The organism is Micromonospora sp. NBC_01405 (assembly GCF_045040155.1).
GTDB lineage: Bacteria > Actinomycetota > Actinomycetes > Mycobacteriales > Micromonosporaceae > Micromonospora.
Genome location: NZ_CP109532.1, coordinates 6,626,419 through 6,648,047 on the forward strand (window position 1 = coordinate 6,626,419; position 21,629 = coordinate 6,648,047).

Consider the following 21,629-nt stretch of genomic DNA (forward strand, 5'->3'; position numbering starts at 1 on the left):
TCAGGGGCGGTAGCGGTAGCCCATCCCTGGCTCGGTGATGAGGTGTCGCGGGCGGGCCGGGTCGTCCTCCAACTTGCGCCGCAGTTGGGCCATGTACTGGCGCAGGTAGTTGGTCTCGTTCTGGTACTCCGGCCCCCACACCTCGTGCAGCAGCTGGCGCTGGCTGACGAGCTTGCCGGGGTGGCGCAGCAGCCTGTCGAGCACGGCCCACTGCGTGGGGGTGAGCCGGACCTCCGCGCCGTCGTCGCGGGTCACCGTGCGGTCGACGAGGTCGACGGTGTGCCGGCCCACCCGGGGGGCCGCCGTCGCCCCGTCGGCCGCCGGGGCGGCGAGGCGTCGGGTGACCGCGCGGATGCGGGCGAGCAGCTCGTCGATGCCGAACGGCTTGGTGACGTAGTCGTCCGCGCCGGCGTCGAGGGCGGCGACCTTGTCCTCGCTGCCCGCCCGGCCGGACAGCACGATGATCGGCACCGTCGTCCAGCCGCGCAGGCCCCGGATCACCTCGACACCGTCGAGGTCGGGCAGGCCCAGGTCGAGGACCACCAGGTCCGGCGGGTGGGCGGCGGCGGCCCGCAGCGCGCCCGTGCCGGTGTCGGCGACCTGCACGTCGTAGCCGCGGGCGCGCAGGTTGATGCGCAGGGCACGCAGGATCTGCGGTTCGTCGTCGACGACGAGGATGCGGCTCATTCCTGCGGCCCTCCGGTGCCGGTCGGGGCGGCGGCGGGCAGGCGAAGCACCATGGTCAGCCCCCCGCCGGGGGTGGTCTCGGGGGTGATGGTGCCACCCATCGCCTCGGCGAGGCCGCGGGACAGGGCGAGGCCGAGCCCCACCCCGGTCTGGTTGTCCCGGTCGCCGAGGCGCTGGAAGGGCAGGAAGACGTGTTCCCACTGGTCCTCGGGGATGCCGGGGCCGGTGTCGATGACCCGCAGCTCCACCTGCCCGGCGTGGGCGCTGGCGGTGACGGTGGGTGGCCGGCCGGGCGGGCTGTGCCGCAGGGCGTTGGCGACGATGTTGACCAGCACGCGTTCCAGCAGGCCTGGATCCGTCAGCGCGGCGGGCAGGTCGGCGGGGATGTCGGTGGCGACGTCGGCGGCGTCCGGACCCAGCTCGTCCAGGGCCCTCGGCACCACGTCCTCCAACCCGATCGCGACGGCGGCCACCCCGAGCGCGCCGGCCTGCAACCGGCTCATGTCCAGCAGGTTCGCCACCAGGCGGCCCAGCCGGTCCAGGGACTCGTCGGCGGTGGCCAGCAGCTCGTCCCGGTCGTCGGCGTCGAACTCGACGTCGTGGCTGCGCAGGCTGCTCACCGCCGCCTTCGCCGAGGCGAGCGGCGTACGTAGGTCGTGGCTGACGGCGGCGAGCAGCGCGGTGCGCATCCGGTCGGCCTCGGCCAGTGGCCGGGCGGTCGCCGCCTCCTCGGCGAGGCGTTCCTGGCGCAGCGCCACTGCTGCCTGGGCGGCGAACGCCTCGACGACCCGCCGGTCGGCGGCCTCCAGCCGGCGGCCGGACAGCACGACGGTGAGCCGGTCGTCGACCGGTACCGCCGTCTCGCCGGCGTCGGGGCTGGTCGCCGGCGACTCCCCGACGGCGGCCACCAGCCGCCAGGCGTCCTGCTCGTGGGCCCGGCCGGGGCGTCCCCGCGCGTCCGGGGTCAGCTCCAGGACGCTGACGGCGCGCAGCGCGAACGTCTCCCGCAGCCGGTCCAGCAGCGCCGGCAGTGGTCGCTCGCCGCGCAGCACGCCACCCGCGACGGTGGCGAGGGTCTGCGCGTCGGCGGAGGCCCGCGCCGCCTCCCGGGTACGCCGGGCGGCCACGTCGACGACCCAGCTCACCGCGAGGGCGACGCCGACGAAGACGCCCAGCGCGAGCAGGTTGTCCGCCTCGGCGATGGTCAGCGTGCGGAACGGCGGGGTGAAGAACCAGTTCAGCAGCAGCGATCCGCCGAGGGCGGCGACCAGCGCCGGCCACAGGCCGCCGACCAGCGCCACCCCGACGACCCCGGCGAGGAACAGCAGGATGTCGTTGGTCAGGGTGAGGTCGGGCAGCGTGCGCAGGGCCACGGTGAGCGCCGGCATGCCGAGCCCGGCGAGGGCGAAGCCGAGCAGCCTGCGCCGCCGGGACAGCGCGGCCGGCAACCCGCCGGTCCGCCTGCCCCGCCCCGCCTGCGGGTGGGTGACCAGGTGCACGTCGATCGGCCCGGACAGGGCCGTGGTGGTGACCCCGACGCCCGGGCTGAACAGCTGGGCGAACCGGCCCCGCCGGCTGGCGCCGAGGACGAGCTGGGTGGCGTTGACGCCGCGGGCGAAGTCGAGCAGCGCGGCCGGCACGTCCGCGCCGAGCACCTGGTGGTACGTGCCGCCCAGGCTCTCCACCAGCACCCGCTGGCGGGCCAGCCGGGCGGGGTCGACGCCGGCCAGGCCGTCGCTGCGGGTGACGTGCACGGCGAGCAGGTCTGCGCTCCGGCCCCGGGCGGCCACCCGGGCCGCCCGGCGGATCAGTGTGTCGCCCTCCGGCCCGCCGGTCAGCGCGACGACGACGCGTTCCCGGGCCTCCCAGGTGTCGGAGATGCCCTGCTGGGCGCGGTATGCGCCGAGCTGGTCGTCGACCTTGTCGGCCAGCCAGAGCAGGGCCAGCTCGCGCAGGGCGGTGAGGTTGCCGATCCGGAAGTAGTTGCCGAGCGCGGCGTCGATCCTGTCGGGGCGGTAGATGTTGCCGTGGGCCATCCGGCGGCGCAGCGCCTCCGGGGTCATGTCGACCAGTTCGACCTGCTCGGCGGCGCGGACGACGGCGTCGGGGACGGTCTCGCGCTGGGTCGTGCCGGTGATCCGGGCGACGACGTCGTTGACCGATTCGAGGTGCTGGACGTTGACCGTGGACAGCACGGAGATGCCGGCGTCCAGCAGCTCCTGCACGTCCTGCCAGCGCTTGTCGTTGCGGGAGCCGGGCACGTTGGTGTGGGCCAGCTCGTCGACGACCGCGATCTCGGGCCGGCGGGCCAGGAGCGCGTCGAGGTCCAGCTCGGTGAACTCGACGCCCCGGTGTGCGAGGGTGCGCCTGGGCACCTGTTCCAGGTCGCCGACCATGGCGGCGGTGTGCGGGCGGCCGTGGGTCTCGACCAGCCCGATCACCACGTCGGTGCCGCGTTCGGTCCGCCGCCGGGCCTCCTGGAGCATCGCGTACGTCTTGCCGACGCCGGGCGCGGCCCCGAGGTAGATGCGCAGTTCCCCTCTGGGCACGGGCAGGGTCCTTCCGGTGGGCGGGCCGTCCGGCGGCGCGGCGTGAACGTGGCGGTGACCGCCGGACGGGCCTGTCGTGGCCCGCCCGGCGAGGGGTTCAACGAGCGGCGAACCGCTGGTCGAGGGCGAGGTTCAGTTCCAGCACGTTAACGCCGGGGGCGCCCAGGAAGCCGAGCGCCCGGCCGTCGGTGTGCTCCGCCACCAGCCGCCGGACCGCGGCCGGGTCCGCGCCGCGTTCCCGGGCCACCCGGGCGACCTGGATCTCGGCGTACGCGGGACTGATGTGCGGGTCGAGGCCGCTGCCGCTCGCGGTGACCGCGTCCGCCGGCACGGCCGGCTCGGCGGGGGCGTCGCCGCGGACCGGGACGATCACCGCCCCGGCGGCGACGTGGTCCACGCCCGGTCGCGCCGGCTCCACCGGGACGCCCTGCCACGTGGTCACGAACGGGATGGCGGGGGCGGCCTGGTTGACGCTCACCACCCGGGTGACCGGTCCGGTCAGCCCGTCGCGGTGGAACACGCCCAGGACCGCGCCGACGCCGTCGGCGGTGCAGTACGGCCGCCGCCCGTCCACGCCGTCGAGCCGGCCGATCGCCAGGCTGCGGGCGCAGACCTGGGTGAGCAGGCTCTCGGTCGACTCGGCCGGGTCGGCGGCGAGGGTGTCGACGACGCTCTCCGGGCCGAGGTTGGAGGCGGCGGTGGAGGTGGGGTCGTAGCCGTCGCCGGCCGCCGAGGGGCGGGACTGGAAGTAGCGCGGGACGGGGTTGCCGTCGGCGTCGGTGAAGGACTGGCCGATCAGCGCGCTGCCGACGGTCCGGCCGTCGGCGGCGACGAGCGAGCCGTCCGCCTTGGCGGCCAGGCCGGGCAGGCGGCCGGCGGCGACCAGGGCCAGCGGGTACGCCAGGCCGAGCAGGACGGTGAACACGAGCAGTGCGCGTAGGGCGGCGAGGTGTTGGGCGAGCCAGGTGGGTAGGCGCATCACGAGATCCCTGGGATGAACTGGATGAGCAGGTCGATGAGCTTGATGCCGACGAACGGCACGATGATGCCGCCGAGGCCGTAGACCAGCAGGTTGCGGCTGAGCAGCTGGGCCGCCGCCGCCGGTCGGTACCGGACGCCGCGCAGGGCCAGCGGGATCAGCGCGATGATCACCAGGGCGTTGAAGATGACCGCCGCGAGGATCGCCGACTCCGGGCTGGCCAGCCGCATGACGTTCAGCGTGTCCAGGCTGGGGTAGATGCCGGCGAACATGGCCGGGATGATGGCGAAGTACTTCGCGATGTCGTTGGCGATCGAGAAGGTCGTCAGGGCGCCCCGGGTGATGAGCAGTTGCTTGCCGATCTCGACGATCTCGATGAGCTTGGTCGGGTCGGAGTCGAGGTCGACCATGTTGCCGGCCTCCTTCGCCGCCGAGGTGCCGGTGTTCATGGCCACCCCGACGTCGGCCTGGGCGAGCGCCGGGGCGTCGTTGGTGCCGTCCCCGGTCATCGCGACCAGCCGGCCGCCCTCCTGCTCGCGCCTGATCAGGGCGAGCTTGTCCTCCGGGGTGGCCTCGGCGAGGAAGTCGTCCACCCCGGCCTCGTCGGCGATCGCCTTCGCGGTCCGCGGGTTGTCGCCGGTGATCATCACGGTGCGGATGCCCATCCGGCGCATCTCGTCGAACCGTTCCCGCATGCCGGCCTTCACGACGTCCTTGAGGTGGATCACGCCGAGGGCCCGCGCCGGCTCACCGTCGATGTGCTCGGCCACCACCAGCGGCGTCCCGCCGATACCGCTGATCCCGTCGACGACCTGGCCCACCTGCTCGGTGGGGTGGCCGCCGTGCTCGCGGACCCACTTCATCACGGCCGCCGCCGCGCCCTTGCGGATCCGCCGCGCGGGCCCGGTGGCACCGCCGTCGACCGTCGCGTCCGGCGTGAGGTCGACGCCGCTCATCCGGGTCTGGGCGGTGAACGGCACGAACGTGGCGTGTGGCACGAGGCCCGGCTCCCGTTCCCGCAGCCCGAACTCGTTCTTGGCCAGGACCACCACGGACCGGCCCTCGGGGGTCTCGTCGGCGAGGCTGGCCAACTGCGCCGCGTCGGCCAGTTCGGCGGCGGTGACCCCCTCGACCGGCAGGAACTCGGCGGCCTGCCGGTTGCCGAGGGTGATGGTGCCGGTCTTGTCCAGCAGCAGGGTGTTGACGTCGCCGGCGGCCTCGACCGCCCGGCCGCTCATCGCCAGGACGTTGCGCTGGACGAGGCGGTCCATGCCGGCGATGCCGATGGCCGACAGCAGCGCGCCGATGGTGGTGGGGATGAGGCAGACCAGCAGGGACACCAGCACCACGCCGCTGACCCCCGCGTCGGTGATCGCGCCGGTGTCCGGGGCGGCGGCCTGGTACTGCTTGGAGAAGACGGCGAGGGGCTGCAACGTCACCACGGCGAGCAGGAAGATGACGGTGAGCGCGGCGAGCAGGATGTTGAGCGCGATCTCGTTCGGCGTCTTCTGCCGGTTCGCCCCCTCGACCAGGGCGATCATCCGGTCGATGAAGCTCTCCCCCGGCTTCTGGGTGATCCGCACGACGATCCGGTCGGACAGCACCCGGGTGCCGCCGGTGACCGCGCTGCGGTCGCCGCCGGACTCCCGGATGACGGGGGCGGACTCGCCGGTGATGGCCGACTCGTCGACGCTGGCGATGCCCTCGACGACGTCGCCGTCGCCGGGGATGATCCCGCCGGCGTGGACCAGCACGACGTCGCCCCGGCGCAGCTCGGGTGCGGGCACCGCCTCGTCGCGGTAGGCGTTGGCGCGGGCGCCCGGGGTCCAGTCGACCAGTCGGGTGGCGACGGTGTCCTGCTTGGCCCGGCGCAGGGTGGCGGCCTGGGCCTTGCCCCGGCCCTCGGCGACCGCCTCGGCGAGGTTGGCGAACAGCACGGTCAGCCAGAGCCAGCCGGTGATGGCCCAGGCGAAGACCGACGGGTCGGTCGCCGCGAGGACGGTGGTGAAGGCCGCGCCGATCTCGACGATCAGCATCACCGGGTTGCGCCACAGGGTGCGCGGGTCGAGCTTGCGCAGCGCGTCCGGCAGGGAGGTCAGCAACTGCCTCGGGTCGAGCAGGCCGCCGCCGACCCGGTCGCCCCGGGTGGCGGGCGTGCCGGGGGTAGCGGGGTCGGCCCCACCGTGCGGCGCCTGCGGGGTAAGGGTCATGTCGTCGTTCCTCATGGTGGTCACAGCCCTTCGGCCAGGGGGCCGAGCGCGAGCGCGGGCAGGTAGGTCAGGGCCACGAGGATCACCGTGACGCCCACGACCATCCCGACGAACAGGGGTCGGTGGGTCGGCAGGGTGCCCTCGGAGGCCGGGGTGGGCGCCTGGCGGGCCAGGGAGCCAGCCAGGGCGAGGACGAAGATGATCGGCAGGAACCGGCCGAGCAGCATGCACAGTCCCAGGGCGGTGTTCCACCACGGGGTGTTCACCGTGATGCCGGCGAACGCGGAGCCGTTGTTGTTGCTCGCCGAGGTGAACGCGTAGATCACCTCGGACAGGCCGTGCGGGCCGGTGTTCAGCGCGGTCGCGGCGTTGCCGGTGGCGAAGGCCGCCGCCGTGCCGGTCAGCACCAGCGCCGGGGTGACCAGGAAGTACAGCGAGGCGAACTTGATCTCCCGTGCGCCGATCTTCTTACCCACGTACTCCGGGGTCCGGCCGACCATCAGGCCGGCCACGAAGACCGTGATCACCGCGAGGATCAGCAGGCCGTACAGGCCCGCGCCGACACCGCCGGGCGCGACCTCGCCGAGCATCATGTTGACCAGCGGCATCATCCCGCCGAACGCGGTGTACGAGTCGTGGAACGAGTTCACCGCCCCGGTGGAGGTGAGCGTCGTCGCGGCGGCGAAGGTCGCCGAGTTCGACACGTCGAACCGCACCTCCTTGCCCTCCAGCGCCGCGCCGACCGCCTGCGGCACCGTGCCGTTCCCGGCCAGCTCGAAGACGTTGGTCAGGGCGACGCTCGCCACCGCCAGGACCGCCATCACGGCGGCCACGGCGTACCCCTGCCGGTTCTGGCCGACCATCCGGCCGAAGACCCGGGGCAGGCTGAACGGGATCAGCAGGATCAGGAAGATCTCCAGCCAGTTCGTCCAGGCCGTCGGGTTCTCGAACGGGTGGGCGCTGTTGGCGTTGTAGAAGCCCCCGCCGTTGGTGCCCAGTTCCTTGATCACCTCCTGGCCGGCGACCGGCCCTCCCGTGATCGTCTGGGCCCCACCGGTGAGGGTGGTCACGTCGGTCCCGGCGGACAGGTTCTGCACCACTCCCCCGAGCATCAGGGCGAGCGCCCCGAGCACCGATACGGGCAGCAGGACCCGCAGCGTGATCCGGGTCAGGTCGACCCAGAAGTTGCCCAGTTCGCCCGTACGGCTGCGGGCGAACCCGCGGACCAGGGCGACCGCGACGGCGATCCCGACGGCGGCGGAGACGAAGTTCTGCACCGCCAGCCCGGCCATCTGCACCAGGTGGCCCATGGTCGACTCGCCGGAGTACCACTGCCAGTTGGTGTTGGTCACGAACGACACCGCCGTGTTCCACGCCCCGTGCGGCACGACCGGGTCGAAGCCGAGGGACAGCCACAGGTGGTGCTGCAGGCGCTGGAACGCGTACAGGAACAGGATCGACACGGCGGAGAAGGCCAGCACGGCGCGGGCGTACACGCCCCAGGTCTGCCCGGCGGACGGGTCGACCCCGACCAGTCGGTAGACGCCCCGCTCGACGCGGGACTGCCGGGTGCCCGCGACCACCCGGTACAGGTGGTCGCCGAACGGCTTGTGGACGGCGACCAGCGCCACCACGAGCGAGAGGATGAACAGCACACCGGCTGTTGTCGTGGTCATCAGAAGCGCTCCGGGAACAGCAGGGCGACCACCAGGAACACACCCAGGCCGATCGCCAGCACCAGGCCGACGGCGTTGACGGCGCTCACAGCTTCTCCACGCCCCTCACCACGAGGGTGAGCGCCACGAACAGCGCCACCGTCACCAGCACGAACACCACGTCAGACACGGCTGACTCCTCTTACCCGACTCGGTTGCCGCGACCGACTTCCGGTCGCGCCGGGCAATCACAACGCCTCCGGCGTCGTGCGGACAGGGTCCTTCACGCGACCATGACGGCGACGGGCCGTTTCTTGACGCCGTTTTCACGCGGACCGGCCCCGCCGGTGACCGCCGTCACCGGCGCGGCCCGGACACGTACGAGCGAGTTGGCCAGGGGCACGCGGATGCACTGGCGGCCGGCGGCCCGGCTGCGGGCGGTGCAGTGGAGCAGGTACCGGCCGTCGGCGCGCGGGGTCGCGTATAACTACGTGTATCGATGTTATGGGTTGACTCGGCGTCAGCATCCGGGCAGCCCGCCAGCCGCACGCATCAACGAAGGGCCATGCCAGTGAAGACCTCTCATCGATGGTTGGCCGCCGGCGCCATCGGCCTCGCCGTCGGCCTCGCGGTCAGCACCGCCCCGCTCGCCCTGGCCGCCGGGGGCCTGACGGCCAGCCTCGTCAAGACCTCGACCTGGCCCGGCGGCTACGGCGCCGACTACGTCCTCACCAATGGCGGCGCCACCGCCGTGACCACCTGGGCCGTCGAGTTCGACCTGCCCACCGGGACCAGCGTCAGCAACTCCTGGAGTTCCGTGCGCACCCAGAACGGCCAGCACTACCGGTTCACCAACGCCGGCTACAACGGCACCGTCGCCCCCGGCGGCAGCGAGAGCTTCGGCTTCAACGTCAGCGGCGCGGGCAACCCCACCAACTGCACGGTCAACGGCGACCCGTGCGTCGGTGGCGGCCCCGCGCCGACCACGACGCCGGCACCCACCACACCGCCGCCGACCACGCCGGCACCCACCACACCGCCGCCCACGACCGCGCCGCCCGGCACGACGGTGAACGTCTCCACCGCCGCCCAGCTCCAGGCCGCCCTCGCCGCGGCGGCGCCGGGGCAGACGATCCAGCTCGCCGCAGGCACGTACCGGGGCTCCTTCGTGACCACGAGGGCCGGGACCTCCGCGTCCCGGATCACCCTCACCGGCCCGCGCGGGGCGGTGCTGGTCAACGACGGGCCCGCCGGCACGGGGCCGAGCTGCCCGGCGCCGACCGCCGGGTGGGACTCCGGGTACGGGCTCTGGCTGTTCGACGCCCCGTACTGGAACCTGACCGGCTTCACCGTTGCCGAGTCGAAGAAGGGCATCGTGCTGGACAACTCCCACCACGTGGCCATCGACGGGGTGTACGTGCACCACACCGAGGACGAGGCGGTGCACTTCCGCCGCTCCTCCGCGGACGGGATCATCCGCAACTCGGTGATCACCGACACGGGCCTGACGCAGCCCGGCTACGGCGAGGGGGTCTACCTCGGCTCGGCCCAGTCCAACTTCGGCTGCCACGGCAACTCCGGCGGGATGGACCGCTCCGACCGGGTGCAGGTGCTGAACAACCGGATCGGTCCCCGCGTGACGGCCGAGCACGTGGACATCAAGGAGGGCACCGAGGGCGGCGTGATCCGTGGCAACACCTTCGACGGCCAGGGCATCTCCGGCGCCAACTCCGGCGACTCGTGGATCGACGCCAAGGGCAACGGCTACCTCGTCGAGGGCAACACCGGCACGTTCCGCGCGCCGGGCACGTTCGCCAACGGCTACGAAACCCACAACCTCCTCACCGGGTACGGCTGCGGCAACGTCTGGCGCGGCAACACCTCCGACCTCGGCGGCGTCGGCCGGTACGCCGTCTACGTCTCCTCGACGTCGAAGTGCCCGGCGAACCCCAACGTCGTGCACGCCTCGAACACGGTCACGAACGCGGTCAACGGCCTGACCAACATCGCCGTCACCCCGTAGCCGCGTCCGGCCCCACCGGGTCGGCGGACGGATCCCGCCGGTCGCCGATCCCCCGGCGCCGACCCGGATGCCGGCGGCCGGCTCGAAACAGCACAATCGGCAAGGATCAATCCGCAGGTCATTGACAGCCCTGGTCGGCAGAGCCGAGAGTAGGTGGCATGGGAGAGCGCTCTCCCGCTTGGGGCCCGATCGCTGATCCGTCGGTCCCACCACCACCTCCCAAGGAGTACCGATGCTTCGGACTTCTGCCCCGCCGCTCACCCAGTAGGCCCAGGCCCGAAAGGAAGTCCCATGTCCCTGACTCCGACTCGCGGGCCGCTGCGGACCGCCGCGCTCGCCGTGGCGCTCGTCGCGCTGCTCGGCGGCTATCTGGTCGCCACCGCCGTCCGGGCCGACGCGGCCGACCCCCTGCTCTCGCAGGGGCGACCGGCCACGGCGTCCTCCACCGAGAACGGCGGCACACCCGCCGCCAACGCCGTCGACGGCAACAACGGCACCCGCTGGGGCAGCGCCTTCAGCGATCCCCAGTGGTTGCGGATCGACCTCGGCGCCACCGCGACCGTCAGCCGGGTGGTGCTGCGCTGGGAGGCCGCGTACGCACGCGCCTTCACGGTGCAGACCTCCGCCGACGGCAACGCCTGGACGACCGTCTACAGCACCACCACAGGACCGGGCGGCACCCAGGATCTCGCCGTCTCCGGCAGCGGCCGGTACGTCCGGGTCAACGCGACCCAGCGGGCCACCCAGTACGGCGTGTCGCTCTGGGAGTTCCAGGTCCACGGCGTCGGCGGCTCAACGCCGACGACCCCGCCCGGCGGCCCGATCGTGCGGGTCTCCGAGTTCCTCGCCGACTGCCCGTTCAGCCACCGGCTTCCGGACGACCCGATCGTCTTCCCGGGCCTGCCCGGAGCCTCGCACATGCACAGCTTCTTCGGCAGCGAGGTGACGAACGCGCACACCACCGTGAACGACCTGATCAACGCCAGGAGCAACTGCAGCCCCTCGGTGGACACCTCGTCCTACTGGATCCCGACGCTCTACGTCGACAACCAGCCCGTCGAACCGTCGATCGCCACCTTCTACTACCTCGGCGAGGGCGTCCGCCCCGACGTGACCGCACGGATCCAGCCGCTGCCGCTGGGCCTGCGCATCGTCGCCGGCAACGCCAAGGCGACCGCGCCGGAGCAGAGCATCGCCCGCTGGTCCTGCCTGCACCACGGCGAGGTGAACCCGTCGAAGAACTTCGTCGCCTGCCCGGCCGGCAGCATGCTCGAGTCGTACCTGGACTTCCCACAGTGCTGGGACGGCGTGAACCTCGACTCGACGAACCACCAGAGCCACCTGGCGTACCCGGTCAACAACGACTGCCCGTCCACCCACCCGGTGCCCGTGCCGAAGCTACGCCAGGTGATCCGGTACCCGGCGAACGGTGACCCGGCCCGCTTCCGGCTCGCCTCCGGCGCCGGCTTCACGATGCACGGCGACTTCTTCAACGCCTGGCCCGTGGCGGAGATGGAGCGCCGGGTACGTGACTGCATCCGTCCGGTCGTCAAGTGCGGCGTCAACGGCACCCCATGACGGTCATTCCCCTTCGCCGGCCCCGCAGCGGGCCGGCGAGGGCCCCCGTCCTCCTCCTCGGGCTCCTGCTCGTCGCCGGGCCGTCGGCGACCGGTTGCGTCGCCGAGCCGCCCACCGAGCCGGCCACCGGCGCACCGGCCCCCGGCGTGCCGACCGCCGCCACCGCGACGTTCGGTGGCACCGACGCGGCGTGGATCCAGCTGATGATCCCGATGAACGAACAGGCGCTCGCGGCGCTCGACCTGGTGCCGGGGCGCAGCACCGACGAGGGGGTCCGCGAGCTGGCCGGGCGGATCGCGGCAAGCCGGCGCGCGGAGCTGGACGACCTGCGGCGGCTGCGCGGCCGGGCCGGGCTTCCGGCGGTCAACGAGCACGAGGGGCACGACCTGCCCGGGATGGTGGTTCCCGCCGATCTCGTCGCGCTGCGCTCCCTGCGCGGCCCGGCGTTCGACAGCGCCATCGGGCAGACCCTGCGCGAACACGTGGAGCAGGGCGCACGGCTCGCCGATGCCGAGCGGACCAACGGCTCCGACGCGCAGACCCGGGGGCTCGCGGAGCGCATGGGCCGGACCCGCGCCACCGAACTCGGCTGGCTCACGGACACCCCGGCCACGGGGTAGCGCAATCGCGCCGGTGGCCTCGGAGTGGGTCAGCCGAACACGACCCCCGGCGAGTTCGTCGGCACGCTCAGCCGGTGGTCCGCAGCCTGTGCAGGAGCCCGAACCGGCCCGGTCCGCTCACCGCGAAGGCGGCGGTGAAGGTGGACCGGCCGGGCGGCGCGGTGACGGTCGCCCAGGTGACGGCGGAAAGGTCGCCGACCAGCGCGGACTGCCAGGCGGTGCCGCCCGGTGGACGGTAGGCGACATTGACGCCGCCGCCGACCCCGGTCACGGTCAACGCCAGGGCCCGGGGCGCGTACGACTGGTTGTCCACCGTCAACTGGACCGTGTAGAGGACACCCCAGTTTCGCAGGCTCGGCGTGCCGCCACCGAAGGGCGAGTTCACGCAGGACGTGACGAGCTGGCCCTCCGGGGTGGTGAGCGAGACCATGTCGCCACCGAGGGCGCCCACGTTCTGCAGGTGGTTGAGGTTCGTCGCCCAGCCCGTGTTCGCGTAGCTGTTCGTCGGGCAGGCCTTGTTGGCGCCCGCCGTGGCGCTGAGCAGCTGGTCCTCGACCTTGCCGCTGGTCAGGGTCGAGGTGATGGTGAGGGCGGCGGCGCTGATCGGGCTGAGGCCCTTGTCGACGCGGTGCTGGGGAAACCCGTCGCGCAGTTCGGTGGTGTAGCCGGGGTAGAAGTAGTTGCCGGTGGGCACGGTGCTGGACCAGGCCAGCACCTCGGCGGTGAGCACACCGGTGCTGGTGAAGTCGGCCGCCCCGACGAGGTACTGGTTGACCGTGGCGGGCAGGCTGCTCCCGAGTTGGTCGCTGCGGTACAGCCAGGCCCGGCCACCGTTGCCCGGCACGGTGATCGTGGTGCTCTCGCTGCCGTTGAAGAAGTCGGCCAGCGCCGGGCCGCCGATGCTCGCCGCCCCGGTCCGCCAGACGCTGCGGGTCCGGGTGACCGTGGTCGCGGTGCTGCGACCGTTCGTCAGCCGGATGCCGTAGTGCAGCGACACCGCCGGGCTGGTCCGGTTCACGTGCTCGAAGTAGGCGCGGTAGGCGCCGCCGGTGGTCAGTCCGTGCACGGAGATCGGCCTGCCCGCCTCGGCGAGGTCGGCGTTGCGCAGCGGCTCCGGGTTGTTCACGTAGAGCAGGCTCCGCCCGTCGGCGACGGTGCTGCCGCTCATCGTGCCGGTCGGGACCGCTGCTGTGGCCGGCGCCGCCACCACCGCGCCGGCCGCCATGAGCAGCGACAGCAACCCGGTCACCGCCACCGCCCGCCGGACGGCCGTCCTGCCAGACATCATCGTGCTCCCGCGATAGTCGGTTCCCACCGGGCCCGCATGGTGCACCACGATTGTCGATGCCGCCCCGCTCGACCGACCAGCCACGGGTCAGCTAGCCGACAGGGCGCCCGGTGGGACGCTTCGCGGGCCGGCGGGGGCGCGGCTCGGGCCCCTGCGGGCCGGTGGCGGCAGGGAGTCATGCTGGAGGGGTGATCCGCTTTCTGCTCAACGTGTTGTGGCTGGTCTTCGGCGGCGGTCTCGTCCTCGCCGTCGGATACGGCATCGCCGCGCTGATCTGCTTCGCCCTGGTCGTCACGATCCCGTTCGGGGTCGCCTCACTGCGCCTGGCCAGCTACTCGCTGTGGCCCTTCGGCCGCACCCTCGTGCCCAAGCCCGGCGCCGGCGCCCCCTCCGGCCTGGCCAACCTCCTCTGGGTGGTGCTGGCCGGCTGGTGGCTGGCGCTGTCCCACGTCCTCGCCGGCGTCGCGCTCTGCGTCACGATCGTCGGAATCCCGTTCGGCATCGCGAACTTCAAGCTCGTACCCGCCGCGTTCTGGCCCCTCGGGCGCGAGGTCGTCGACGCGCCGTAGCGTTTCGCCACCGGATGTCGCCCGGCGATCGGGCCCGGGCAGTGGGCGGGGCGGCGGGGTCACCGCCGCCCCGTTCAGCCCGGCCTCGCCTTCTGCCGTCCGCCCGCGAGAGTCCCCCGTTGGTGACTTCATGCCATTTGAGGGCGAAATCGGCGGAGGATGGGCATGCGGGCGATCCAGCCGCAGGCCGACCGCCGTCCGCGAGACGCTGCGAAGGGCGGGTGGAGATGGCCACGTACGAGTACCGGTGCCCACAGGACGGCAACTTCGACACCACGCTGCCGATCGGCACCGCCGGCACCGCCGCGCGCTGCCCACGGTGCGGGTGCCCGGCCGCCCGGGTCTTCTCAGCGCCTCGGCTCACCCGCACACCGGCGCCCCTGCGTCGAGCGATCGACCGGGCGGAGCGTAGCGCGGAGACGCCGGACGTCGTGACGCGCGTCCCGGGCCGGCAACCGGTCCGGCGGTCGACGAACCCGGCCCACGCCCGCCTGCCCCGCTGGTGACCGGCCCACGCCGGCCCGTTCCACCAGCCCGATCGAAAGGCAGAACGACATGCCCGAACTACTGTTCCCGCTCGACTCCGCCAGACGGTTCACCGACCAGGAGATAATCGGCCACAACAGGTGGCACCCCGACATCCCACCCGTGGCCACCGTCCGGCCCGGCCAGTCGTTCCGCGTCCACTGCCGGGAGTGGTTCGACGGGGCGATCCACAACGACGACTCGGCCGAGGACGTCCGGGACGCCCCGCTGACCAGGGTCCACGCCCTCAGCGGCCCCTTCGCCGTGCAGGGCGCCGAACCCGGCGACCTGCTCGTCGTCGACATCCTCGACCTCGGGCCCATCCCCCAGGAGGACTCCGGCCCGCTGGCCGGCCAGGGCTGGGGATACACCGGAGTGTTCCCCACCGGCAACGGCGGCGGATTCCTCACCGAGCAGTTCCCCGACGCCTACAAGGCCATCTGGGACTTCACCGGACGGCAGGCCACCTCCCGCCACATCCCCGGGGTCGAGTTCACCGGGATCACGCATCCCGGGCTGATGGGCACCGCCCCGTCCGCCGGGATGCTGGCCACCTGGAACCGGCGCGAGGGCGCGCTGCGGGCCACCGACCCGGATCGGGTACCGCCCCTGTCCCTGCCGCCCGAGCCCCAAGACGCGATCCTCGGCACGCTCACCGGTGCGGAGTTCGACCGGGTGGCGGCGGAGGCGGCGCGTACCGCCCCGCCCCGGGAGAACGGCGGGAACCAGGACATCAAGAACTTCACCGCGGGCACCCGGGTCTTCTACCCGGTCTACGTGCCCGGCGCGAACCTGTCCGTGGGCGACCTGCACTTCTCCCAGGGCGACGGCGAGATCACCTTCTGCGGCGCCATCGAGATGGGCGGCTACATCGACCTGCACGTCGACCTGATCAAGAACGGCATGCAGACGTACGGCGTCGCCGAGAACGCCATCTTCCTGCCGGGGAACACGCCACCGCAGTTCAGCCAGTGGCTGGCCTTCTCCGGACTGTCCGTCACCCTCGACGGCCAGCAGCGGTACCTCGACTCGCAGTTGGCCTACCAGCGCGCGTGCCTGCACGCCATCGACTACCTGACCCGCTTCGGTTACCAGCCCGAGCAGGCGTACCTCCTGCTCGGCGCGGCGCCGATCGAGGGCCGGTTCTCCGGGGTGGTGGACATCCCCAACTCCTGCGCGACGGTCTACCTGCCCACCGAGATCTTCAACTTCGACGTACGCCCGTCCGCCGGCGGCCCGACCAGGATCAACCCCGGCCCGGGCGCCCCGAGGGCCAGCATGTCCTGACCGGACGGCTGCGGGCCCCGGTCGTGCACCGCCGGGCGCGGCTCGCGCGTCGAAGGTCCACTGTGGGCCGGGAGCGCCTCACTTTCCCTTGTCCTGGCGGCCCGCGCCCCTCGCCCTGGCCATCCCCAGGACGAGCAGGGCCAGCGCCGCGACCGCCGCACCCGCGGCCGCAGACCTGGCACCGCCGTGGTCGGCACGGTCGGCACGGTCGGGGGCGTCTGCGCCCCGGGGCGCGGCCGGCGTCGGGTCGGTCCGGGGCCGGGTGGCGGCCGGCGTCGGGGTCAGCGCGTAGCGCAGGATCGTGGGCCGCGTGCCGGGCGGCTGGCCCGCGGTCTCGGAGACGGTGAGCAGGGACCGGCCGTCACGGCTGTAGGTGACCGACTCCCCCTGCGGCTCGTCGGGCAGCGGGACGACCCGCGGCGTGCCGGTGGTCAGGGCGGCGACCACGTCGCCGCCGGAGACGTCGAACTCGAACGCGTCGGCATAGGTGCGCAGGACCACCCGACGCCCGTCCGGCGCGGTCGCGCCGCCGGTGACCACCGCCCGACCGACGAAGGAGAACGGGTTGCTTGTCCTGGTGGACGGCAGCCGCACCTGCCCCACCCGGGTCAGCGGCACCGTCGCGCCCGGCCGCAGCGCCGCGGCCGGGCGGTACAGGCCGGCGCCGCCGCCCTGCTTGGTCACGATCACCGGACGCCCGTCACCGGCGACCAGGAGGGCCTCCGCGTCGTGCGGACCGTCCGGGTACGCCAGGCGGTACAGCACCGGGCGTTTCCCGCCGGGCCGAAGCCGCCACAGGGCGACCGTCCGGCGGGAGCGGTCGTTGTCGCCGACGTCGGCCACCCAGACCGTGCCGTCCGCGCCGACGCCCAGGTCCTCGGTGTCGCGGGGACGCGACGGGTAGCGCACCGTCCGCACCACCGCGCAGTCGGCGTCGAGGAAGAAGATCCGACGCCGGGCCTCCTCGTCGGCGCCGTCGTTGACCACCACGAACCCGTCGCCGACGGCGGCCATCCCGGAGATCTCGTTCAGCCGGCCGTCGCGGACCTGACACACCGGCGTGCCGGCGGTCGTCGACAGCACGGTGGGCGGGCCCGCCGCCGCCACCGGGGCCACGCCGACTGTGGTCAGGCCGACGATGGCCACGGCGGCCAGGGCGACTCCCGCCGTCGCCCGCCGCCACCCGACCGGCCCGCGCAGCCGAATGTCCATCAACCGTCCGCCCGTGTGTCCGTCCACCGTGCAGGGTGCGACCGCGTCCCGTGGGCCGGGGACGATCCGCCGGCCCCGCCCCGGTGCCCTGTTCGGCCGCGACTCTAGTCGATGTCCGGGGCGGGGTGTCCCGGCTCGGTGGCGGCCCGGTGAGGGAGGCTCGGGCGGGGACCGGTCGACGGCCGGTCCCGAGACCGCCCGGCCGGGCGCGACTGTCCGGTTGCCGACCGCCAGTTGCCGCCGTCCCCCGTACGGTGACCGCGAAGACTTGCGGGAGAGCAGGAGCACGATGGCCCGGACCACGTCCACGCACACCCCGACGGCCGAGGTCGAGGACGATCTGGTCCGGCTGGCAGTCCGGGCCGTGGCCCCCGCCGAGGAGCCGCTGCTGGTGTTCCTCGCGCCCACCTACCGGCGGCGCCCCGGGCACTGGCGCCGCGACCCGGCCCGGCTCGTGCGGGTGGGCGGCGGCGAGGCCGGCGGCGGGGGCTTCGAGTGGACCATCGAGCCGCTCCTGCCGTACCTGCTGGTGTTGACCGGCATCGGGGTGGAGGCGCTGCGCGACGGGCTGCGGGAGCAGGCCACGGAGGCGGTCCGCGGCGGCCTGCGCGGCCTCGGCCGGCGCTGGCGGGCCCGCCGGTCCCCCGCCGGCCTCCCGCCGGCCGGCACCGTGCGGCTGGGGCCCGGCCAGCTGCTGCGCATCGAGGAGGCGGTCACCGCCGCCGCCCGGGACCCGCGCTGGGAGCTGACCGAGGACCAGGTCGCGGTGCTGCGCGACGCGGTGCGGGACGCGTTCGCCCAACGCTTCGGCGACTCCGCCCCGGATGTCGACGGCAGCTGAGGGCGGCGGGGCGGGCGAGGGAACGCCGCCGCTGCCCTCCACCACCCTCGGCCGGTTCGTCGCCGCGGTGACGGCGGTCGTGGGCACGAGCATGTTCGGCTGGCAGACCGTCCTCGTCGACGCCGACGCCACCCGCGCCCGCGCGGAGTGCCTGAGCGGGGTCGGGCCGCCGATCGACATGCGCGCCGGGACGGTGGACGAGGAGTCCGTGGCGGCGGTGCAGCGCTGCCTGGGCACCCTGGACGCGGACCTGCTCCGGCAGATGCTCATCGGGCTGGCCGTGCTCGCGGCGGTGGCCGCCGTCGTCTACCTCGCCGCGCCCTGGTGCGAGTGCCGGCTGCGCGGCCTGCGCCGCCTCGACCGGACCCCCGGCACCGAGGCGCTGCGGTCCGACCTGGCCGCTCTGGTCCGGGAGGCGGAGCTGCGCCGGCCGCCGACGTTCGTGGTGTCCCGGTCGGCGCGGATCAGCGGCAACACCTTCGGCGCGGGACCCATCCGGTACGTCCGGCTGGACCTGGGGCTGGTGCACGCCCACCGCACGGCGCCGCACCTGTTCCGGGCCGTCGTCCTGCACGAGCTGGCCCACGTGCGCAACGCCGACGTCCACCTCACCCGGCTGACCATCGCCCAGGCGTGGGCGTTCCCGCTCGCCGTGCTCGTCCCGGTCGCGGTCAACTACGTCGGATCGGTTCCCGCCCGGGGCCTGTTCACCGCCGCCTGGCGGCTGGCCGCGTTCGCGCTGATCGTGCAGGTGTCGGCGTGGTCGGTGCTGCGCGCCCGGGAGTTCGCCGCCGACGCCCGGCTCACCGGCGACGACAGCGCGGCCGTCCGGGCGCTGCTGGCCACCGACCGCAGGCGGGCCGGCCGGTGGGCCCGGTTGGGCGCGGTCTTCCGGTTCCACCCGCTGGCCCGGGCCCGCGCGGACGCCCTGGATCGTCCCGGGCACCGGTACGCCGCCCGCCCGGTGGAGGCGCTCGGCGCCGGCCTGGCCGCCGGCATCGCCGCGCCGCCGCTGATGGGCCTGATGTCCAACCTGCCGCGCACGCTGCCCGGCTCGGACCCGACGGGCGGCGCCTTCGCCGCCGGCGTGCTGCTCGGCGTGCCGCTCGCGCTGGTCACCACCGGCGCGCTGTGGCGGTCCGCCTGGTGGGCGCGGCGCACCGCCGCGCCGGCGGCCTCGGGCGGGCTGTTCGGCGCGGCGCTGGCCTGCGGCCTGCTCGTCGGTCGGCGGCTGGCCTGGTCCGCGGCGTACACCAGCGACCGGCGGGCCTGGTGGGTCGAGGTGATCCTGGGTCTGCTGTGGATCGCCGGTGGTGCACTGCTCGGCCGGTGGGTGGCCGACGGCGCGCGGGCGCACCTGCGACGCATCGCGCCGTCGGACGCGTCCCGCACCCGGCTGGCCTGGGCCGGCGCCGCGCTGGCCACCACGGCGGTCAGTGCCGGCTACGTGACGGCCCTGCTCGTGCTGGACGCCTGGTCCACCGACGGCGAGTTCAGCATGTGGCGCCTCGTCGCCGCGCGCGAGGGCCACCCGGACACCCTCACCCCGCTGGTCCTGCTCGACCTGCTCGGCTTCTACTTCCGCATCGTCGCCACCCAGGCGCCGTACCTGCTCGTCCTGCCGCTGGTCGCGGCGCTGTTCCCGGTGCTGGCCACCCGCCACGCCACCCGGCGGGCGGTGCGCCTGGGCCTCGTCGGCGGGGCCGTCGGCGCCCTGGTGCTGCCGCTGGTGCCCCTCGGCGCCGGCGTCGCCGCACGCGACCCCGGCCTCGCCACGGCCACCGCCGCGGTCCTGGTCAACAGCCACACCCTGCTGCCGGTCACGTTCGTCGAGCTGACCGTCGCCGTCGCGGCGGTGGCCACCCGGCGCCTGGCGCTGCCGCACGCCCTGCTGGCCGCCCTCACGGCGGGGCTGTTGATGGTTCCGGCCATCCTGGCCGCCGGCACGGTGCTGTCCTGCGTGGCCGGCGCCACGGACCGCTGCGCTCCCGCCGTGGACGGAGTCGACGCCGTCCGCGCGCTCACCCACGCCCTCGTCGTCGCCCCGGTGGCGGCGGTGCTCGCCGCCGCGCTCGGGGCGGCCGTGGCGGCGGGGCTGGCCGCCGCCGGGCGGCACCGGCGGTGGGTGGTGGCCGGGGTCGCCGTGCTGCTCGCGTCCGCCGGCACGGTCGCGGTGGCCCGTGGTCGGCCGGCCCCGGCGGCGCCCGCCGCCCGCGACCCCTGCCTGGTCGGGGTCTGGCGGCTCGCCGCCGGCCGCTACCACTTCACCGTCGAGGCCGACTCGCCGCTCGGCACGCTGGCCGGCCTCACCGGCGACGCCGGCATCGACCTGGCCAGCGGGCCGGACACCGGCTTCGCCACCGCGTACCGGGCCGACGGCGGCGCGACCGACCTGTACGACCTCTTCGTCGCCGAGGGCACGCTGAACGGGCACGCGGTGCGCAGCGTCCACCGGGGAGTGGTGACCTACCGCTGGGCGGCCGACGCCGGGCGCTACACCCAGCGCGACTCCGTCGACACCAGCGACGTGGTGCTGCGCGTCGACGACCGCGAGGTGAACGTGACGCCCACCGCCGAGGACACGAACGGCTCGTACCGGTGCGCCGACGACCGGCTCGTGATCCGCCAGGACAACGACGACGGGTCGTGGGGCGAGCAGACCTTCGTCCGCAGCCGGGCCTGACGGCCGCGCCGGCGGCCGTGGGGTGCCCCGTGCGAGGCTGTGAGACTCGTTCGGGCGCGCGGTCGGCCCGCGCGCGGGAGGGAGACGGCATGGGGCACGACGTACGGCAGGCCGCGGCGCTGCTGGGCCGGGCGCACCGGGTGGTGGTGTTCACCGGCGCGGGCATCTCGGCCGAGAGCGGTGTGCCGACCTTCCGCGACGCCCTCACCGGGCTGTGGGAACGGTTCGACGCGCAGGAGCTTGCCACGGCAGAGGCGTTCCGCGCCGACCCCGCGCTGGTGTGGGGCTGGTACGAGTGGCGACGCGACAGCGTCCGGGCGGCCCGGCCGAACGCGGGGCACCTGGCGGTGGCCGCGATCGAGGCCCGCGTCCCGGACACCGTCCTGATCACCCAGAACGTCGACGACCTGCATGAACGCGCGGGTTCGGCCGCACCGCTGCACCTGCACGGCAGCCTGTTCGCGCCGCGCTGCTCGGCCTGCGCCCGGCCGGCGCCGCTGCCGGACGCGGCGTCGGACGAGCCGGCGCACGGCCGGCGGGTGCCACCGCCCGGGTGCCCGCGCTGCGGGGCGCCGGTCCGGCCGGGCGTGGTGTGGTTCGGCGAGGCGTTGCCGGAGGCGGCGCTGGCCGCCGCGGTCGACGCCGCGTCCTCCTGCGACCTGCTGGTGACGGTGGGCACCTCCGGCCTGGTCTACCCCGCCGCCGAGATCCCCCAGGTCGCGGCCCGCCTCGGCACCCCGGTGATCCAGGTCAACCCGCACCGGACGCCGCTGGATCCGGTCTGCGCCGTGAACCTGCGCGGGCCGGCCGCCCTGGTCCTCCCCGCCCTGGTCGAGGCGGCGTGGGGTGGCGCCGGGCAGGGGTGAGGGGCACCGGCGGCGCCGAGGTGCGGGCCCGGCCGACGACGCCGGCCGGGCCCGTGG

Annotated in this window: 16 protein-coding genes; 8 read left to right on the forward strand and 8 right to left on the reverse strand. The window is 74.2% G+C overall.

From position 1 onward, the window contains the following. The 6 genes from OG559_RS28600 to kdpF form a co-directional block, all read right to left on the reverse strand. A complete protein-coding gene (locus OG559_RS28600) occupies window positions 1-687 on the reverse strand; it encodes a response regulator (RefSeq protein ID WP_405109435.1) in 687 nt (228 codons plus the stop codon). Beyond that, the gene (locus OG559_RS28605; RefSeq protein WP_405109438.1) at window positions 684-3,236 is read right to left on the reverse strand and encodes a DUF4118 domain-containing protein; all 2,553 of its coding nucleotides are present in this window, start codon (window positions 3,234-3,236) and stop codon (window positions 684-686) included. The genes OG559_RS28600 and OG559_RS28605 overlap by 4 nt, the downstream gene beginning before the upstream one ends. A 97-nt stretch (window positions 3,237-3,333) precedes the next feature. Continuing rightward, window positions 3,334-4,215 carry a potassium-transporting ATPase subunit C gene (locus OG559_RS28610; RefSeq protein ID WP_405109441.1) on the reverse strand — a complete coding sequence of 294 codons (882 nt, stop codon included), beginning with the start codon at window positions 4,213-4,215 and terminating at the stop codon, window positions 3,334-3,336. Then, window positions 4,215-6,425, reverse strand: a complete 2,211-nt coding sequence (gene kdpB / locus OG559_RS28615) for a potassium-transporting ATPase subunit KdpB (protein WP_405109442.1) — start codon at window positions 6,423-6,425, stop codon at window positions 4,215-4,217. The genes OG559_RS28610 and kdpB overlap by 1 nt, the downstream gene beginning before the upstream one ends. A 20-nt stretch (window positions 6,426-6,445) precedes the next feature. Beyond that, the gene (kdpA, locus tag OG559_RS28620; protein ID WP_405109445.1) at window positions 6,446-8,101 is read right to left on the reverse strand and encodes a potassium-transporting ATPase subunit KdpA; all 1,656 of its coding nucleotides are present in this window, start codon (window positions 8,099-8,101) and stop codon (window positions 6,446-6,448) included. After that, a complete protein-coding gene (kdpF, locus tag OG559_RS28625; protein WP_036343797.1) occupies window positions 8,101-8,190 on the reverse strand; it encodes a K(+)-transporting ATPase subunit F in 90 nt (29 codons plus the stop codon). Before kdpF ends, kdpA begins: the two co-directional genes overlap by 1 nt. A gap of 482 nt (window positions 8,191-8,672) precedes the next feature. Between kdpF and OG559_RS28630 the strand changes: the two genes are divergently transcribed. From OG559_RS28630 to OG559_RS28640, 3 genes are all read left to right on the forward strand, one after another. After that, complete coding sequence (locus OG559_RS28630; RefSeq protein ID WP_405109448.1) at window positions 8,673-10,103, forward strand: cellulose binding domain-containing protein; 1,431 nt, start codon at window positions 8,673-8,675, stop codon at window positions 10,101-10,103. Window positions 10,104-10,394: 291 nt separating this feature from the next. Next, a complete protein-coding gene (locus OG559_RS28635; protein WP_405109450.1) occupies window positions 10,395-11,681 on the forward strand; it encodes a DUF1996 domain-containing protein in 1,287 nt (428 codons plus the stop codon). Beyond that, complete coding sequence (locus OG559_RS28640; RefSeq protein ID WP_405109453.1) at window positions 11,678-12,301, forward strand: DUF305 domain-containing protein; 624 nt, start codon at window positions 11,678-11,680, stop codon at window positions 12,299-12,301. The genes OG559_RS28635 and OG559_RS28640 overlap by 4 nt, the downstream gene beginning before the upstream one ends. Window positions 12,302-12,368: 67 nt before the next feature. On the opposite strand, the gene OG559_RS28645 is transcribed toward OG559_RS28640, so the two are convergent. Continuing rightward, window positions 12,369-13,586, reverse strand: coding sequence for a hypothetical protein (locus tag OG559_RS28645; protein WP_405109456.1), 1,218 nt, complete (start codon window positions 13,584-13,586; stop codon window positions 12,369-12,371). 191 nt (window positions 13,587-13,777) lie between these two features. On the opposite strand from OG559_RS28645, the gene OG559_RS28650 reads away from it, so the two are divergent. Both OG559_RS28650 and fmdA read left to right on the forward strand, forming a co-directional pair. Next, a complete protein-coding gene (locus OG559_RS28650; protein ID WP_405109459.1) occupies window positions 13,778-14,158 on the forward strand; it encodes a YccF domain-containing protein in 381 nt (126 codons plus the stop codon). Between the two features lie 555 nt (window positions 14,159-14,713). Further along, window positions 14,714-15,970, forward strand: coding sequence for a formamidase (gene fmdA, locus OG559_RS28655; RefSeq protein WP_405109461.1), 1,257 nt, complete (start codon window positions 14,714-14,716; stop codon window positions 15,968-15,970). Window positions 15,971-16,048: 78 nt separating this feature from the next. On the opposite strand, the gene OG559_RS28660 is transcribed toward fmdA, so the two are convergent. Beyond that, entirely contained in the window at window positions 16,049-17,209 is a 1,161-nt protein-coding gene (locus OG559_RS28660) for a hypothetical protein (protein ID WP_405109464.1), read from the reverse strand. Window positions 17,210-17,471: 262 nt separating this feature from the next. Here OG559_RS28660 and OG559_RS28665 point away from each other — a divergent pair, with 262 nt between their 5' ends. The 3 genes from OG559_RS28665 to OG559_RS28675 all read left to right on the forward strand — a co-directional run bounded on the left by OG559_RS28665 (window position 17,472) and on the right by OG559_RS28675 (window position 21,572). Then, window positions 17,472-18,023, forward strand: coding sequence for a hypothetical protein (locus OG559_RS28665; protein ID WP_405109467.1), 552 nt, complete (start codon window positions 17,472-17,474; stop codon window positions 18,021-18,023). Further along, complete coding sequence (locus OG559_RS28670) at window positions 18,007-20,706, forward strand: M48 family metalloprotease (protein ID WP_405109470.1); 2,700 nt, start codon at window positions 18,007-18,009, stop codon at window positions 20,704-20,706. Before OG559_RS28665 ends, OG559_RS28670 begins: the two co-directional genes overlap by 17 nt. An 89-nt stretch (window positions 20,707-20,795) precedes the next feature. Then, a complete protein-coding gene (locus OG559_RS28675; protein ID WP_405109473.1) occupies window positions 20,796-21,572 on the forward strand; it encodes an SIR2 family NAD-dependent protein deacylase in 777 nt (258 codons plus the stop codon). Window positions 21,573-21,629 lie beyond the last annotated feature (57 nt).

What these genes read in the sequence shown, in the direction of transcription:
- OG559_RS28675 (WP_405109473.1), top strand. Translation starts at nt 20,796, where the DNA reads ATGGGGCACGACGTACGGCAGGCCGCGGCGCTGCTGGGCCGGGCGCAC.
- OG559_RS28600 (WP_405109435.1), bottom strand. Translation starts at nt 687, where the DNA reads ATGAGCCGCATCCTCGTCGTCGACGACGAACCGCAGATCCTGCGTGCC.
- kdpA (WP_405109445.1), bottom strand. Translation starts at nt 8,101, where the DNA reads ATGACCACGACAACAGCCGGTGTGCTGTTCATCCTCTCGCTCGTGGTG.
- kdpB (WP_405109442.1), bottom strand. Translation starts at nt 6,425, where the DNA reads ATGACCCTTACCCCGCAGGCGCCGCACGGTGGGGCCGACCCCGCTACC.
- fmdA (WP_405109461.1), top strand. Translation starts at nt 14,714, where the DNA reads ATGCCCGAACTACTGTTCCCGCTCGACTCCGCCAGACGGTTCACCGAC.
- OG559_RS28645 (WP_405109456.1), bottom strand. Translation starts at nt 13,586, where the DNA reads ATGTCTGGCAGGACGGCCGTCCGGCGGGCGGTGGCGGTGACCGGGTTG.
- OG559_RS28610 (WP_405109441.1), bottom strand. Translation starts at nt 4,215, where the DNA reads ATGCGCCTACCCACCTGGCTCGCCCAACACCTCGCCGCCCTACGCGCA.
- OG559_RS28635 (WP_405109450.1), top strand. Translation starts at nt 10,395, where the DNA reads ATGTCCCTGACTCCGACTCGCGGGCCGCTGCGGACCGCCGCGCTCGCC.
- OG559_RS28640 (WP_405109453.1), top strand. Translation starts at nt 11,678, where the DNA reads ATGACGGTCATTCCCCTTCGCCGGCCCCGCAGCGGGCCGGCGAGGGCC.
- OG559_RS28670 (WP_405109470.1), top strand. Translation starts at nt 18,007, where the DNA reads ATGTCGACGGCAGCTGAGGGCGGCGGGGCGGGCGAGGGAACGCCGCCG.
- OG559_RS28665 (WP_405109467.1), top strand. Translation starts at nt 17,472, where the DNA reads ATGGCCCGGACCACGTCCACGCACACCCCGACGGCCGAGGTCGAGGAC.